This window comes from Plantactinospora sp. KLBMP9567, assembly GCF_033446045.1.
Taxonomy (GTDB): Bacteria; Actinomycetota; Actinomycetes; order Mycobacteriales; family Micromonosporaceae; genus Plantactinospora.
Genome location: NZ_JAWQRR010000011.1, coordinates 39754 through 54642 on the forward strand (window position 1 = coordinate 39754; position 14889 = coordinate 54642).

Annotated in this window: 12 protein-coding genes; 7 read left to right on the forward strand and 5 right to left on the reverse strand. The window is 72.8% G+C overall.

Annotated elements, in window-relative coordinates; translation table 11 throughout:
- Positions 1 to 73: 73 nt before the first annotated feature.
- Both R6Y94_RS08980 and R6Y94_RS08985 read right to left on the reverse strand, forming a co-directional pair.
- Positions 74 to 1444: a glutamine synthetase family protein gene (locus R6Y94_RS08980; RefSeq protein WP_318395327.1), complete on the reverse strand. Its 1371-nt coding sequence runs from the start codon at positions 1442 to 1444 to the stop codon at positions 74 to 76.
- Entirely contained in the window at positions 1441 to 3066 is a 1626-nt protein-coding gene (locus tag R6Y94_RS08985) for an amino acid permease (RefSeq protein ID WP_318395328.1), read from the reverse strand. Before R6Y94_RS08985 ends, R6Y94_RS08980 begins: the two co-directional genes overlap by 4 nt.
- A 176-nt stretch (positions 3067 to 3242) precedes the next feature.
- Between R6Y94_RS08985 and R6Y94_RS08990 the strand changes: the two genes are divergently transcribed.
- From R6Y94_RS08990 to R6Y94_RS09005, 4 genes are all read left to right on the forward strand, one after another.
- Complete coding sequence (locus tag R6Y94_RS08990; protein WP_318395329.1) at positions 3243 to 3575, forward strand: metalloregulator ArsR/SmtB family transcription factor; 333 nt, start codon at positions 3243 to 3245, stop codon at positions 3573 to 3575.
- A complete protein-coding gene (locus R6Y94_RS08995; RefSeq protein ID WP_318395330.1) occupies positions 3572 to 5206 on the forward strand; it encodes a SulP family inorganic anion transporter in 1635 nt (544 codons plus the stop codon). The genes R6Y94_RS08990 and R6Y94_RS08995 overlap by 4 nt, the downstream gene beginning before the upstream one ends.
- A 110-nt stretch (positions 5207 to 5316) precedes the next feature.
- Positions 5317 to 6021 carry a hypothetical protein gene (locus R6Y94_RS09000; RefSeq protein WP_318395331.1) on the forward strand — a complete coding sequence of 235 codons (705 nt, stop codon included), beginning with the start codon at positions 5317 to 5319 and terminating at the stop codon, positions 6019 to 6021.
- A complete protein-coding gene (locus R6Y94_RS09005) occupies positions 6018 to 7130 on the forward strand; it encodes an XRE family transcriptional regulator (protein ID WP_318395332.1) in 1113 nt (370 codons plus the stop codon). The genes R6Y94_RS09000 and R6Y94_RS09005 overlap by 4 nt, the downstream gene beginning before the upstream one ends.
- 378 nt (positions 7131 to 7508) lie before the next feature.
- On the opposite strand, the gene R6Y94_RS09010 is transcribed toward R6Y94_RS09005, so the two are convergent.
- Genes R6Y94_RS09010 through R6Y94_RS09020 form a run of 3 tightly spaced genes read right to left on the reverse strand, consistent with a single transcriptional unit; the run spans position 7509 to position 11059 of the window.
- Positions 7509 to 8012 (reverse strand): DUF456 domain-containing protein, encoded by a 504-nt coding sequence (locus R6Y94_RS09010; RefSeq protein ID WP_318395333.1) that lies wholly within the window; start codon positions 8010 to 8012, stop codon positions 7509 to 7511.
- A 51-nt stretch (positions 8013 to 8063) separates the two neighbouring features.
- A complete protein-coding gene (locus tag R6Y94_RS09015) occupies positions 8064 to 10238 on the reverse strand; it encodes a putative bifunctional diguanylate cyclase/phosphodiesterase (RefSeq protein ID WP_318395334.1) in 2175 nt (724 codons plus the stop codon).
- 2 nt (positions 10239 to 10240) lie between these two features.
- Positions 10241 to 11059, reverse strand: coding sequence for an SAM-dependent methyltransferase (locus R6Y94_RS09020; RefSeq protein ID WP_318395335.1), 819 nt, complete (start codon positions 11057 to 11059; stop codon positions 10241 to 10243).
- A 296-nt stretch (positions 11060 to 11355) separates the two neighbouring features.
- Here R6Y94_RS09020 and R6Y94_RS09025 point away from each other — a divergent pair, with 296 nt between their 5' ends.
- From R6Y94_RS09025 to R6Y94_RS09035, 3 genes are all read left to right on the forward strand, one after another.
- Complete coding sequence (locus tag R6Y94_RS09025) at positions 11356 to 12123, forward strand: DUF998 domain-containing protein (RefSeq protein WP_318395336.1); 768 nt, start codon at positions 11356 to 11358, stop codon at positions 12121 to 12123.
- A 246-nt stretch (positions 12124 to 12369) separates the two neighbouring features.
- On the forward strand, positions 12370 to 13671 hold the full coding sequence (locus R6Y94_RS09030; protein ID WP_318395473.1) for a dicarboxylate/amino acid:cation symporter: 1302 nt from the start codon (positions 12370 to 12372) through the stop codon (positions 13669 to 13671).
- Positions 13672 to 13819: 148 nt separating this feature from the next.
- Positions 13820 to 14887, forward strand: coding sequence for an NADH:flavin oxidoreductase/NADH oxidase (locus R6Y94_RS09035; RefSeq protein WP_318395337.1), 1068 nt, complete (start codon positions 13820 to 13822; stop codon positions 14885 to 14887).
- Positions 14888 to 14889 lie beyond the last annotated feature (2 nt).

The following is a 14889-nucleotide window of genomic DNA, read 5'->3' on the forward strand; positions in this document are numbered from 1 at the left end:
CGTGGCCACCACCACCCCGGTCGCCGGGTTGACCACCTCGGTCACCGGGGCCGCCGCCGGCCCGGAAGGGGCGTCAGAGGCGTTCGAAACCACGTCGCAGCTCCCAGTCCGTCACCGCCGCGTCGAAGGCGGCCAACTCCACCCGCGCCTGGTTGGCGTAGTGCGCCACCACCTCGGCCCCGAAAGCGTGGGCGGCCAGCGGCGACCCCGTCCAGCGGTCGAGGGCGTCCCGCAGGGTACCCGGCACCCGGGGCGCGGACTCGTCGGCGTACGCGTTGCCGGCGAACTCCGGCTCCAGTTCCAGCTCCGCCTCGATCCCGTGTACCGCCCCGGCCACCAGCGCGGCGATCGCCAGGTACGGGTTGACATCCGCCCCGGGCAGCCGGTTCTCCACCCGCATCCCCTGGCCGTGCCCGACCAGCCGCAGCGCGCAGGTGCGGTTGTCGACGCCCCAGCGCAGCGCGGTCGGTGCGAACGAACCGGGCTGGTAGCGCTTGTACGAGTTCACGTTCGGGGCCAGGAAGAGACTGACGTCGGGGATCGTCGCCAGCAGCCCGGCCAGTACCCGGGTGCCGGTCGGGGAGAGCCGGGCCGGGCCGTCACCGAGCATCGCCGACCGCCCGTCGGCACCCCGCAGCGAGAAGTGGATGTGGCAGGAGTTGCCCTCCCGCTCGTTCGGCTTGGCCATGAACGTGATCGACATGCCCTCCTGGGCGGCGATCTCCTTCGCCCCGTTCTTGTAGACGACGTGGTTGTCCGCGCAGGTAAGCGCGTCGGCGTACCGGAAGGCGATCTCGTGCTGGCCGAGGTTGCACTCGCCCTTGGCGCTCTCCGGGGTCAGCCCGGCGCCGGCCATCTCGGTGCGGATCCGCCGCAGCAGCGGCTCGACCCGGGCGGTACCGAGCAGCGAGTAGTCCACGTTGTAGAGGTTCGCCGGGGTCAGCTCGCGGTAGCCCCGGCGCCAGGCGTCCTCGTACGAGTCGCGGTAGAGCACGAACTCCAGCTCGGTCCCGGCGTACGCGGTCAGCCCGTGCCCGGCGAGCCGGTCGAGCTGGCGGCGCAGGATCTGCCGGGGCGAGGCGAGCACCTCCCCGCTGCCGTCGGGCCAGCGCAGGTCGGCGAGCAGCATCGCGGTGCCAGGCTGCCAGGGGACCCGGCGCAGCGTACTCAGGTCGGGGACCATGGCGAAGTCGCCGTAGCCGCGTTCCCAGCTCGACATCGCGTACCCGTCGACGGTGTTCATCTCGACGTCGACGGCGAGCAGGTAGTTGCAACCCTCGCTGCCGTGCCGGAGCACCTCGGCGAGGAAGTACGGCGCGTGGAACCGCTTGCCCTGCAACCGCCCCTGCATGTCGACCAGGGCGAGGACCACGGTGTCGATGTCGCCGCTGTCCACCGCCACCCGGAGCGCCTCCAGGCTCAGCGCCGGAACCCGGGCCCTCATCCGCCGTCCCCGTCCGCTGCGACCGCCCGGTCCGGAGCCGGGATGCCCGGCTGTGTGGCCGGAGCGCCCGGGGCCGGGTCGGGCACGTCCGGGTCGGGCTGCGGGACGGTCGGCACCACGTTCTGCCGGGGACCGGTGAACCAGTGCCGGGCGCCGAGCAGCCACCAGAGCCCGGCCGCGCCGAGCACCACCGCGACCGCCACGATCGTGTAGTTGAAGGTCGACGCGGTGATCGGCGCGGTGGTGGGGAGCACGAAGAGTACGCAGATCACCGCCACCCAGCCGATCGCCAGCCAGCCGACCAGCGGGCTCCACCGGCCCAGGTGCCACGGGCCGGGCCGGAAGTCCGGGCTGCGGCGGCGCAGGAAGACCGGCCCGACGTACGCGATGTAGAGGCCGATCACCGCGATCGAGGTCGCCGCCAGGTAGGCGGTGGTGTTCCACAGCGACGGCAGCACCAGCAGCGTCGAGCAGGCGACGCAGAGCCAGATGGAGTTGGTCGGGGTACCGGTGCGGGGGTTGACCCGGCGCCAGATCGCCGAGCCGGGCAGCGCGCCGTCCCGGCTGAATGCGTACGCCATCCGGGAGTTGGCGGTGACCGAGGCCATCCCGCAGAAGAACTGCGCCACCACGCAGATGAAGAGCAGGAAGGTGCCCATGGTGTCGCCGGTGGCGTCGATGAAGATCTGGGCCGGCGGGAGGCCGAGTTCGGTCTGCCGCTGGGCGTCGTAGTCCCGGATCGACCAGGTGATCGCGACCAGCAGGAGGAAGCCGGCGACCACCGAGACCACCACGGACATCACGATGCCCCGGGGCGCCGCCCGGGCCGCGTCGTGGGTCTCCTCTGCGACGTGCGCGCTCGCGTCGTAGCCGGTGTACGTGTACTGCGCCATCAACAGGCCGATCAGCACGGCGTAGACCGCCGCGCCGGAGAAGTCGAAGCCGGTGGCGTTGCGTACCTCGAAGAAGACCTCGGAGATCGGCTTGTGCTGGTCGGGCACGATCGCCAGTACCCCGACGATGATCGCCACTCCGGCCAGGTGCCACCAGGCGCTCACGTCGGAGAGCACCCGGACCAGGTTGACCCCGAAGGTGTTCAGCAGGCCGTGCGCGACGATGATCACCAGGAAGACCACGAAGGTGCGTTCCGGGGTCACCTCCAGGTCGAAGGCGAGGCTGAGGAACGCCGAGGTGGTGATCGCCGCCCCGAAGTCGATGGCGGCGGTGACCGCCACCTCGCCGAGAAAGTTGAACCAGCCGATGAACCAGGCCCAGGCTGCCTTGTTCCGCTTGGCCAGCGCCGCCGCCCACCAGTAGAGCGCCCCGGCGGTCGGGTAGACCGAGCAGATCTCCGCCATCGCGAGCGCGACCAGGGTCACCATGCCGCCGACGAAGAGCCAGCCGAGGGTGATAGCCAGCGGGCCGCCGGAGTTCATCGCGATGCCGTACGAGGTGATCGCGCCGGCCAGGATCGAAATGATCGAGAACGAGACCGCGAAGTTGGAGAAACCGGAGAGCTTGCGGCGTAGTTCCTGCTGGTAGCCGAGTTCGGCCAGCCGCTGCTCGTCGAGGTCGACCCCGGCGGCCGGCGGGGTACGGGGCGGCGGGACAGGTGCGCTCATCGGCGTCTCCTTCGTCCGGATCCGGGTGGGACGCAGCGTGTGACCGGCGTCACGCCTCTGTCCGAGATCGTGCGCCTCCGGAAGATCCACGTCAACCGATCCGGATCGAGTGACCGAGATCACGACTCTGCCCCCGCCGTCGATCCGCGCAGTTGAAGAAGTCTTCAATTGCTGACATGCAGGTTCCGCTTTACCAGGCGAAGGCCGAGTTCTTCCGGATGCTCGGGCATCCGACCCGGATCCGCGTACTCGAACTCCTCGGCGACGGTCCCCGACCGGTGCGAGAACTGCTGGCCGAGACCCAGGTGGAGGCGTCCAACCTGTCCCAGCAGCTCGCGGTGCTGCGCCGGGCCGGGATCGTGGTGTCGACCCGGGAGGGCGCCACCGTGGTCTACGCGCTCGCCGGACCGGATGTGGCCGACCTGATGCGGGCCGCCCGGCGCATCCTCACCGAGATGCTGCAGGGCCAGGCCGAACTGCTGGCGTCGCTGACGGTGGAACCCGAGTGAGCGCTGACGGTGGTGGCGGCCGGGTGAACGCCGACGGCGGCGGCCGGCTGAGTCTCGTCGGCCTGCTGCCCGGCCGGGCCGACCTGGCCGCCGTACGCCGCAACCCCCGGGCGGACCTGCTGGCCGGGCTCACCGTCGCGGTGGTCGCGCTGCCGCTGGCACTCGGCTTCGGCGTCGCCTCCGGGCTCGGTGCCGCCGCCGGCCTGGTGACCGCCATCGTGGCCGGCGCGCTGGCAGCCGTCTTCGGCGGCTCCAACCTGCAGGTCTCCGGGCCGACCGGGGCGATGACCGTCGTGCTGGTCCCGATCGTCGCGCAGTACGGACCCGGCGGGGTGCTCACCGTCGGCCTGCTCGCCGGCCTGATCCTCGTCGGGCTCGCGGTCGCCCGGGCCGGACGCTACGCACGGTTCGTACCCGCCCCGGTGGTGGAGGGCTTCACCGCGGGCATCGCGATCGTCATCCTGCTCCAGCAGGTGCCGTCCGCGCTGGGTGTGCCGACCCACGGCGAGCGGGTCCTGCCGGTCGCCGTACGCGCGGTGGCGGCGTTCGCCGCGCACCCGCACTGGCCGTCGGTGGGCTTCTCGATCGGCGTCGCGGCCGTGCTGCTGGTCGTGCTGAGGTGGCGGCCACAGGTCCCGGCCGCCCTGCTGGCGGTCGGCACGGCGACCGTCTGCGCCGAGGTGTGGGGCGTCGACGTCGCCCGGATCGGCGCGCTGCCGGCGACCCTGCCCCAGCCGTCGCTGGGGTTCCTTCGGCTGGACGCCGTGGGGACGCTGCTCACCTCGGCGGTCGCCGTCGCGGCGCTGGCGGCCCTGGAGTCGCTGCTCTCGGCCACCGTGGCCGACGGGATGCGGCGCGGCGAGCGGCACCATCCCGACCGCGAACTGTTCGGGCAGGGCATCGCCAACATCGTCACGCCACTCTTCGGCGGGGTACCCGCCACCGCCGCCATCGCCCGGACCGCCGTCAACGTACGCGCCGGAGCGGTGTCCCGGCTCGCCGCGCTGTCGCACGCGCTGGTACTCGCCGTGGTGATGCTCGCCGCGGCCCCGCTGGTGGCCGGCATCCCCATCGCGGCGCTGGCCGGGGTGTTGCTGGCCACCGCCGTCCGGATGGTGCACCTCGGCACGCTGCGCGCGTTGGCCCGGGCCAGCCGCTCCGACGCGCTCGTCCTGGTGCTCACCGCCGGTGCCACGGTACTGCTGGACCTGGTGGTCGCGGTGCTCCTCGGCCTGATCGTCGCCGGGGGCCTGGCACTGCGCAAGGTCGCCGGCTCCATGCGGGTCGACCACGTGCCGCACGGCGAACACCTGCCGCACTTCGCCGTGTACCGGCCGACCGGTCCGCTCTTCTTCGCCGCCGCGCACCACCTGCGGCAGGCGCTCGCCCACATCGACGGGGTCGACGTGGTGCTGTTGCGGCTGTCCCGGGTCACCGCCATCGACGCCTCCGGCGCGCTGGCCCTGCGGGAGGCGGTCGAGGACCTGCACGACCGGAACATCACCGTGCACGTCTCCGGGATCCGGCCCGAGCACCGCCGGGCCCTGGCCGCGCTGGGTGTGCTGGCCCTGCTCCGGGAACGGGTGCACAGCGACGCCCCGACCGCGATCGCCGCCGTGAAGTCGGGATAGCGTCGGGCCGGGTGGCGTCGGGACAGGGGCCGGCGCCCGGCATCGCCGTCCTGGCGTGTCGGCACTTGATTTCGGCAATATCATCCGGGGCTTAGGCTAGGTTTTCCCGCATGACGTTGTTGGACGACGCGGTGGCGGTGCTGGACGAGCGGGGCGTGCTGGACCGGCTGGGTCGGCTGATCCAGCAGGTCTACCGGCGCGCGGCGGACCGGCACGAGCCGGAGCTCGGCGACGACGCGATGAGCTTCGGCACCACCGTGTGGCGCAACCTGACCAACCTGGGCAAGGCCGAGTTCGACGGCCTGGACGGCATCCGGGTCCGGCTGGAGGACAACTCGCTGGAGATCGTCTGCGCCGGCTACGTCGTCCGGCTCTACTCGCTGCAGGGCGGGATCGAGTCGATCCGCTGGCAGGGCAGCGAGGCCCGGCTCGGCGGCGCGGTGGAGAACAGCCGCGACGGGCAGCTCGCCTTCGACGACGAGGGGCAGTTCCCCGAGGTCTTCGCCGCGGTGGTGCCGCCGAAGCGGCACATCCGGATCGCGCACACCGGAGACATCGTCACCGGCGAGGCGGTCGCCTACATCGGGCTGCCCCGGGACAACCGGGACAGCGGCTCACCCTGGTTCGAGGTACGCCTCTGGTTCGGCGAGCCGGCCACCACCGGAGCACCGCTGCCGGTGGTCGTCGGTGCGGTGCCGCAGCCCCGCACCGACGAGCTGCCGATCCCCGAGCTGGACCTGCTGGCCATCCAGCCCGACGACCGGAGCGGCCGGTTCGGCGCGGCATTCGGCCGTCCGGCCGAGCGGTCCGCGTGACAGGCCGGCCCCGACCTCCGGTACCCGCCGCCGCAGCCGCCGCCGCGTTCGCGCCACACGCTCTGGCCCTGGCCCGCCGGTGGCGGCGGATGCGCAAGAACGAGCTGGCCCGACAAATCGGGGTCACGGCTGCGGCGGTCAGCCAGTACGAGCTGGGCCAGGCCCGCCCGTCGGCGGCGACGCTGGCCCGGCTGGCCCTGGCGCTCTCGATGCCGGTCGAGTTCTTCGCCGCCGGTTTTCCCGTCCCGGTCACCTCCGGGCAGGCGCACTTCCGCAGCCTGCGGACGACCAGCCAGGCCGAACGGGATCAGGCGGAGGCGTTCGGCGAACTCGCCTGGCGGGTGGTGGAGGTGGTCGAACGGCAGCTCCGGCTGCCCCGGCTACGGCTGCCGCACCTGGAGTTGGCCGAGCCGACCGGCCCCGACGACGTACGCGCCGCCGCCGTCACCGCCCGGGACGCGTTCGGCCTAGGTGCCGCGCCGGTACCACACATGGTGCGGCTGCTGGAGTCGGCCGGGGTGATCGTGCTCGCCCTGCCGGACGTCTCCGAGCGGGTCGACGCGTTCTCGCACTGGTACGGCCAGCGTCCGTTCGTCTTCCTCAACCCGGGCAAGGACGACAAGGCCCGGTCCCGGATGGACGCCGCGCACGAGTTGGGCCACCTGCTGATGCACCACGACGCCGAGCCGGGCAGCCAGTTGCTGGAGCGGCAGGCCACCGCGTTCGCCTCCGAGTTCCTGGCCCCGAGCGCGGCGCTGCGCGACGAACTGCCGTCCCGGCTCGACTTCGACCGGCTGCACGACCTCAAGCGCCGCTGGGGGATCAGCCTGAAGGCGCTGGTCTACCGCGGGCACGACCTCGGCGTCTACCGGGAGCACACCTACCGGCGCGGGATGGCGCTGCTCGCCCAGTGGGGGTTCCCGGAGCCGGGCGACCTCGGCCCCCGCGAACAGCCGTCGCTGCTCGGCAAGGCCGTCGAACTCCTCGGCCGGCAGCAGGTCACCGTCGACCGGCTGGCCGGCCGGGCCGGACTGCCACCCGGGCTCACCCGTGCCGTGCTGGCCGCCGCCACCGAGTACGTCCCCGAGCTGGACATCGCCGTCACCTGAGGCGCCCCGGGCGCCCCGCGACCGGGCGTCGACGCCGGTAATTGCCTTGCCGACCTGCCGTTCCGGCAGCATGATCTGAGGTATGACATGGCAGGCATCGCACACCGCTCGCCGCCGACGCCGGCGTGCCGGGTCGCTGGCCTGACCGGACGGCATCGCGCGCGATCTCGGCGCGCCGGTCCGGCACCGCCGGCCCGTTGGGCCCCGCCCGGGGCCCGACGCCGGGTTCTCGGACAACCCGGCTTCCCGCGGCGGCGCGGGGCGCGGTCACCTCTCTCATCGGGTACGACGCAGGTCGTGCCAGCGCCCGCCCCGCGCCGCCGCACCGCACCGACCGGCGGCGACGACGACGACGATTCTGAGCCGTCCCGCCACGCCTCAGGTGAGGACGAGGCCGACCAGCCAGACGGCGGTGATGCCGAGCGCGGCGGCCAACTCGACCAGCAGGGCGAGCCCGACCGCCGACAGCGCGTGCCGGGTGGACGGCCAGGCCTGCTTCGCGTCACCGAGCCGGGCCAGTTCGGCGAGCCAGAGCCCGAGTACGAAGCCGAGCACCAGCCCGACCACCGGCACCACGAAGAACCCGACCAGCCCGAGTACGCCCCCGGCGAGCAGGGACATCGTCGGCACCCCGCTGCGCTTCAGGTTCCGCCCCGGCCACAGGTACTTGATGGTGGTGCCGAGCAGCGTGATCGCGGTGGCCAGGCCGAGTACCACCCAGCGGCCGTACCCCTCGCCGTCGCCGAAGAACGACCAGACCACCACGCCCAGCCAGCACAGGATCAGCCCGGGGATGATCGGCACGATCACCCCGCAGACGCCGATCAGGATCGTCACGCCACACAGCAGGGTCACCACAGACTCGGTGTCGGTTAGGTCCACGCCTCCAGGGTGCCCTACCGGCACCGGTCCCGCCGCACCCGCCACCCGGCGTCAGGCGACACCCTGCCGTCGCCGCTGCGCGCGGGCGGACAGCCACTTGGTGATCTCGCCCTCCGGAGCCGGCGCCGCGAAGTAACGCCCCTGGGCGGCGTCACAGCCCAGCGCCCGGAGCTGGTCCGCCTGGCCGAGCGTCTCCACCGCCTCGGCGGTGACGGTCAACCCGAGGGCGTGGGCCAGCCGCACCAGCGCGTCGACGATCCGCCCGTCCACCAGGCCCTGCCGGTCGCTGGACCGGATCCCCTCGACGAACGGGCCGGCGAGCTTGAGGTTGTGGATCGGCAGCCGGCGCAGGTACGCCAGGTTGGAGTAGCCGGTGCCGAAGTCGTCGATCGCGAGCCGTACCCCGAGGGCGGCCAGCCGGCGCAGCGCGGGCAGCGGCTCGCCCGCGGTGGCCATCACCGCGCTCTCGGTCAGTTCGAGTTGCAGCAGGTCGGCCGGGAGCTCCGTCTGGCGCAGCACCTCGGAGACCGTGCCGACGATGCCCGGGTCGCGGGCCTGCCGAGCGGCCAGGTTCACGCTGATCACCAGCCGGGCGTCGGGGAACTCCCGGTGCCACCGGCTGGCCGCCTCGCAGGCCCGGGCCAGCACCCAGCGACCGAGTTCGACGATCAGCCCGGTCTCCTCGGCCAGCCCGATGAACTCGTCCGGGCCGAGCAGCCCCAGCTCCGGATGCCGCCACCGGACCAGCGCCTCCACCGCGCAGATCGCCTCGTCGGCCAGGGTCACGATCGGCTGGTACTCGACCATGAACTCGCCCCGGTGCAGCGCCGCCGACATGCCGGCGACCAGGGCCGACCGGGTCTGCTCCCGGGCCCGCCGCGCCGGGTCGTAGCTCACCCACCGGCTCCGGCCCTCGGCCTTGGCCCAGTAGAGGGTGACGTCGGCGGCCTTCATCAGCTCGGCCACCGAGGTGGTGGCGAGCGGCCCGGAGACCACGCCGATGCTGGCCGAGACCGACAGCTTGTGCTCGCCGACCTGCACCGGCTCGGCGACCGCCGCCAGCGCCAGGTCGGCCACCGCCTTGACCGCCCGGCAGCCGGCGTTGTGGTCGATCAGGATCACGAACTCGTCGCCGCCCATCCGGGCGACCAGGTACCCCTGCTCGGCCACGCAGTCGGCGAGCCGCCGGGCCACGGTGACCAGCAGGTTGTCGCCGAGGTCGTGCCCGAGACTGTCGTTGACCGCCTTGAAGCCGTCGAGGTCCAGGAAGCAGATCCCGACCCGGTCGTCCGGCCCGCCGGTGGCGAAGACCTCGCCGAGTCGGTCGAAGAAGAGGGTACGGTTCGGCAGCCCGGTCAGCGGGTCGTGCGACGCCTGGTAGCGCAACCGCTGCTGCAGCTCGTGCCGTTCGGTGATGTCCTCCACCATCGCCACGGTGAACCGGGGCCGCCCGTCGTCGTGCCGGATCAGCGAGACCGCGAGATCTGTCCAGACCGCGCTGCCGTCCTTGCGGTAGTAGCGCTTCTCCACCCGTACGGCGTCCTGCTTGCCCTCGATCAGCTCCTGGTACAGCTCCCACATCCCGGCCGCGTCGTCGGGGTGGAACAGCGCGGCCACGTTGATCTCACGCAGCTCGGCGACGGAGTAGCCGAGCAGCTCGGCGAAGGCCCGGTTGACGTCGATGATCTGCCCGTTGACGTCCGCGATGCCGATCCCGATCGCGGCGTCGACGAAGACGGCCCGGAACCGTGCCTCGCTGTCCCGCAGCGCCCGCTCGACCCGGTCCCGTGCCTCCCAGGCGGCCTGGGCGATCCGCTCCTGCTGGCTGAGTGTCCGCCGGCGCAGCGCACCGGCGAATCCCGCCGAGAGGGCGCCCTGGAGGGCGGCGACCCGGGGTGCCGCCGCCGGCTCGGGCAGGGTGGGCAGGACGAGGGCACGGAACCGCTCGCCGAGGGCGCGTACCGACCAGTCCAGCACGCCCGGCTCGGTCAGGTGGGCGTCGACCAGGGCCTGGCCGACGTCATACCCGGGCCGCGGGGTGAAGGGTTCGGCCAGCAGCGCCTCGGCGAGTCGTACGGTGTGCGCGAGCAGCAACCGCTGGTTCTCGGCCGTACTCGTCGCCACGAAGCCGCACCGGGCCACTTCCCGCGCCCAGCGTTCCGCGTACCGGTGCGCGCCGGACCGGTCGAACTCGGAGTCGGAGACCGGCGGCTCGGAGGTCGACACCGCTAGCCCGCGCCGCGGTCGTGCCGGCCCACACCGCCGAACGCGCCGAGCCGCTCCGGATGCTCTCCCGGGTCGGTGGGCTCGTCGGGTCGCCACAGCGGCATGTGCACCACGCCCGGCTCGACCAGGGTGAAGTCGCCGAAGAACGCGGTGATCTCGGCCCGGGAGCGGAGCGTGATCTCGGTCGAGGTCCGGGCGGAGAGGCGCTGCGCGTCCAGCATCTCCGGGGGCTGGTCCTCGTAGGTCGAGTGCGAGAGCAGCAGATAGCTGCCGGGCACCGTGCCGGCGCGCAGGGCGGCCAGGATCTGCTGCGGGTCGTCCGCGTCGGGGACGAAGTGCACCACCCCGGCCAGCAGTACGGCGACCGGACGGCTGAAGTCGATCACGCCCAGCTTCTCGGCCTCGGCCAGGATCCGTTCCGGCTCCCGCAGGTCGGCGTGGATCACCCCGGTGTACTCGTTGCCGGCCAGGATCGACCGGCTGTGCGCCACCGCCACCGGGTCGATGTCTACGTACGCGATCCGGGCGGTCGGGTCGAGCCCCTGGGCCACCTCGTGCACGTTGCCGACCGTGGGTATGCCGGAGCCGATGTCGAGGAACTGGTCGATGCCCTCGCCGACCAGCATCCGTACGCCCCGGCGCAGGAACGCCCGGCCGGCCCGCATCGTCTCGGCAAGGTTCGGTGTCATGCCCGCGATCTGCTCGGCGAGTTGCCGGTCGATCTCGAAGTTGTGCGCGCCGCCGAGGAAGTAGTCGTAGACCCGGGCGGCGCTGGGCCTGGTCAGATCGATGTCCGAAGGTAGCCCGTCCGGAAGTCGCATGTCCGCCTCAGCTCGTCACTCCGGCCCGTGCAGGGGCTGGTCGGCCACGACCTGCACCCGGCAGGCAGCGCCGACGAACCCGGCGGGGTCGTGGTGATCGACCCACACTTTAGGGCCTGTCCAGCGGATCTTCTACCGGCTGTACGGTGGCGGGATAGGTTTGGCCGCATGGCGCAGGCACCGCTCCTCCGGGAGACCGACGTCGATGGCCCGGTCGTCCGACCGGCCGGGCGGTCCCGCCGCCGGACCGGCCACCCGTCCCGCCCCCGCCGCACCCGGAGGTGACCCGCCCGGAGGTGACGGCCGCGTACCGGCCCGCCGTGGCGCTCGCCGCTGCGGCCTGCGCCCTGCTCGGCACCGCTGCGGTGGCGCTCGCCGTCTTCGCCGGACCGGCCCCGGAACTCACCTCGTACGTCAGCGAGGCCGGCGCGTCGGACAGTACGACCATCTGGGCGTACCGGATCGGCCTGCTGGCCACCGCCGCCGGCCAGGTGTTGCTCGGCGCGGCCCTGCCCGCCGTGTTGCGGCTGGCGACCGGGCTGCTGGCGGCGAGCGCGGTCGCCACGGTGGTCTCGGCCGGGGTGAGTTGCCGGGCCGCCTGCCCGCTGCCACCCTTCGACCGGGTGACCCTGGCCGACCTGGTGCACGGCGGCGCCAGCATCGCGGCGGTGGCCGGCACGGTCTTCGCGATGCTGGCGGTGGCCGGGACGACCGGGGTGGCCCGGCCGCTGCGCCGGATCTCGGTGTCCGCCGCCGCGGTAGCGCTGCCGCTGTCGGCGGTCGCCGGGCTCACCCTGCTGCTGGTCGGCCGGAGCGTCCTGATGGGCGCGGTGGAGCGGCTGCTCCTGCTCGACCTGGCCGCCTGGGGAGTCGTCACCGCGCTGACCCTCGGGCTGGCCCGGGCACCCGCCGCGCTGAACCTTTTTCAGCCTGAACCGCGCGGCGCCCACGCACCGCGTCCGACCTTGCGGTCTGTCGGACCGCGAGGGGAGGTTGAAGAAGGTTCACTGGTCGGCCGGGAACGAGACGCGCCGCCGACGAGACGCCCCAGGCGACAACTGTAAGGCGCCTCACGAAGATCCGTCCTTTCATTACCGGCTCCGGCGTCGTATCGTCTCTTGACGATGACCAATGTCTGGTTCCTGACCGTGCGCCTGTATGTCGACCTCCGACTACAGGCCAGCGGCTGTTGTCGCGGCTGAGGCGTCTCCGCCGACCGCAGTCCGCCAGTCCGGCGTAGCCCCGGCCACCACGCCGCCGCGCCGGATCCAGACGTAGGGATTCCGTCTATGACTTCCGCGATCTCCACCATTCGCAAGATTCCGTTTTCCGCACAGATCCTCGCCGGTCTGGTCCTCGGCATCGCGCTCGGCTATCTGGCCCGGGCCGCCGACATCTCCTGGCTCGGCACCACCCTCGACGAAATCGGCAGCATCTTCGTCCAACTGCTCCGGCTCGCCGTGCCCCCGCTGGTCTTCACCGCCCTGGTGGTCAGCGTGGTCAGCCTGCGCGGTGTGGCGAATGCCGCCCGGCTGGCGCTGAAGACCCTGCTCTGGTTCGGCATCACCGCGCTGATCGCGGTCGCCGTCGGCATCGGGCTGGGCCTGCTGACCAATCCGGGCCGGGGCGTCACCCTGGACGTCGCCGGGGCCAAGGCACCCGAGCGGACCGGCTCGTGGACCGACTTCCTCACCGGGATCATCCCGGAGAACCCGGTCGGGGCGTTCGTCGAGAACAACGTGCTCCAGATCGTCTTCCTGGCCGTGGTCGCCGGGATCGCGTCGCTGCTGGTCGGGGCGGCGGCCGAGCCGTTCGTCAACTTCAACAAGGCACTGCTGGCGATCACCCAGAAGGCGCTCTGGTGGCTGATCCGGCTCGCCCCGATCGGCACCCTCGGCCTGATCGGCCACGCCGTCGAGGCGTACGGGTGGGACCTGCTGGCGCCGCTGGCAAAGTTCACCACCGCGGTCTACGTCGGCTGCGCGATCGTGCTGCTGGTGGTCTACCCGCTGGTGCTGATCGTCGCCGGCAAGCTCAACCCGCTGCGCTTCTACGCCGGCACCTGGCCCGCGATCGAGCTGGCCTTCGTCTCCCGCTCCTCGGTCGGCACCATGCCGGTGACCCAGCGCTCGGTGGAGCGGATCGGCGTGCCGCGCGAGTACGCCTCGTTCGCCGTGCCGTTCGGCGCCACCACCAAGATGGACGGCTGCGCGGCGGTCTACCCGGCGCTCGCCGCGATCTTCGTCGCCCAGGTCTTCGGGGTCAGCCTGAGCCCGCTCGACTACCTGCTGATCGCCTTCGTCTCGGTGGTCGGCTCGGCCGCCACCGCCGGGCTGACCGGGGCGCTGGTGATGCTCACCCTGACCCTGAGCACGCTGGGCCTGCCGCTGGCCGGGGCGGGCCTGCTGCTCGCCATCGACCCGATCCTGGACATGATCCGCACCGCCACCAACGTCGCCGGACAGGCGCTGGTGCCGACCGTGGTCGCCGCCCGGGAGGGCGTACTGGACCGGGCCGCGTACGACGCCGCCGGCCGGCGCGAACTGCTGGACGAGGAGCCTCCGGCCGAACCTCCGGCCCGAGACCTCAACCCGACCCCGCAACCGGCCTGACGCTAGGTTGATCGTGGTCTTCCGCTACCCCTGGAGGGGCAGTGGGAGACCACGATCCGTTCCTGCGCCCGCCACGGCGCCGACCTGTCCGGTGCCTGCCGGGGCGCGATCAGTCTGGGCGCCCACCGGGGCGCGGGGAGGGGCGAGGATGAGTGTGCTGTTCAGCCCGTTGACGCTGCGTGGTCTGACCTTGCCGAACCGGATCGTGATGTCGCCGATGTGCCAGTACTCGGCGGGCCCGGACGGGCTGCCCACCGACTGGCACCGGATCCACCTCGGATCCCGGGCGGTGGGCGGGGTCGGGCTGGTGATCAGCGAGGCCACCGCCGTCGTACCGGAGGGCCGGATCAGTCCCCGGGACACCGGGCTCTGGTCGGACGCCCACGTCGACGCCTGGCGGCCGATCACCGCGATCGTCGCCGGAGCCGGCGCGGTGCCGACCGTGCAGCTCGCACACGCCGGCCGCAAGGCTTCCACCTACTGGCCCTGGTCCCCGACCAAGGGCGGAGTGCCGGACGACGAGGGCGGCTGGACCCCGGTCGGCCCGGGCACCGACCCGTTCCTGCCGGCGTACCGGACGCCGGAGGCACTGGACCGGGCCGGCATCGCGCGGGTGGTCGAGGCGTTCGGGCGGGCCGCCGCGAGGGCGTTGGACGCCGGGTTCCGGGCGGTCGAGATCCACGCCGCACACGGCTACCTGCTGCACGAGTTCCTCTCCCCGCTGGTCAACTTCCGCACCGATTCCTACGGCGGCGACCTGGCCGCCCGGAGCCGGTTCGCCCTGGAGGTGACCCGGGCGGTCCGGGCCGCGGTCGGCGACGACGTACCGGTGCTGGTCCGGATCTCGGCCACCGACTGGGTGCCGGGCGGCTGGACCCCGGCCGACAGCGTGCTGCTGGCCAAGCTGCTCGCCGAGGCCGGCGCCGACCTGGTGGACTGCTCGTCCGGCGGCGGCGTGCCGGAGGCCGAGATCCCGCTCGGTCCCGGCTACCAGGTGCCGCTGGCCGCCCAGGTCCGCCGGGATGCCGGGGTGCCGACCGGCGCGGTCGGGCTGATCAGCGAGCCGGAGCACGCCGAGGCGATCGTCGCGACCGGCGACGCCGACCTGGTTATGCTCGGCCGGGAACTGCTGCGCGACCCGTACTGGCCGCGCCGCGCGGCGGACCGGCTCGGCGCCGCCGTGCACACCCCGGAGCAGTACCTCCGGGCCTGGTGAGC

Bases quoted from the DNA above. Each gene is read 5' to 3' on its own strand.
- R6Y94_RS08980 (WP_318395327.1), bottom strand. From the start codon at position 1,444: ATGAGGGCCCGGGTTCCGGCGCTGAGCCTGGAGGCGCTCCGGGTGGCG.
- R6Y94_RS08985 (WP_318395328.1), bottom strand. From the start codon at position 3,066: ATGAGCGCACCTGTCCCGCCGCCCCGTACCCCGCCGGCCGCCGGGGTC.
- R6Y94_RS08990 (WP_318395329.1), top strand. From the start codon at position 3,243: ATGCAGGTTCCGCTTTACCAGGCGAAGGCCGAGTTCTTCCGGATGCTC.
- R6Y94_RS09000 (WP_318395331.1), top strand. From the start codon at position 5,317: ATGACGTTGTTGGACGACGCGGTGGCGGTGCTGGACGAGCGGGGCGTG.
- R6Y94_RS09020 (WP_318395335.1), bottom strand. From the start codon at position 11,059: ATGCGACTTCCGGACGGGCTACCTTCGGACATCGATCTGACCAGGCCC.
- R6Y94_RS09035 (WP_318395337.1), top strand. From the start codon at position 13,820: ATGAGTGTGCTGTTCAGCCCGTTGACGCTGCGTGGTCTGACCTTGCCG.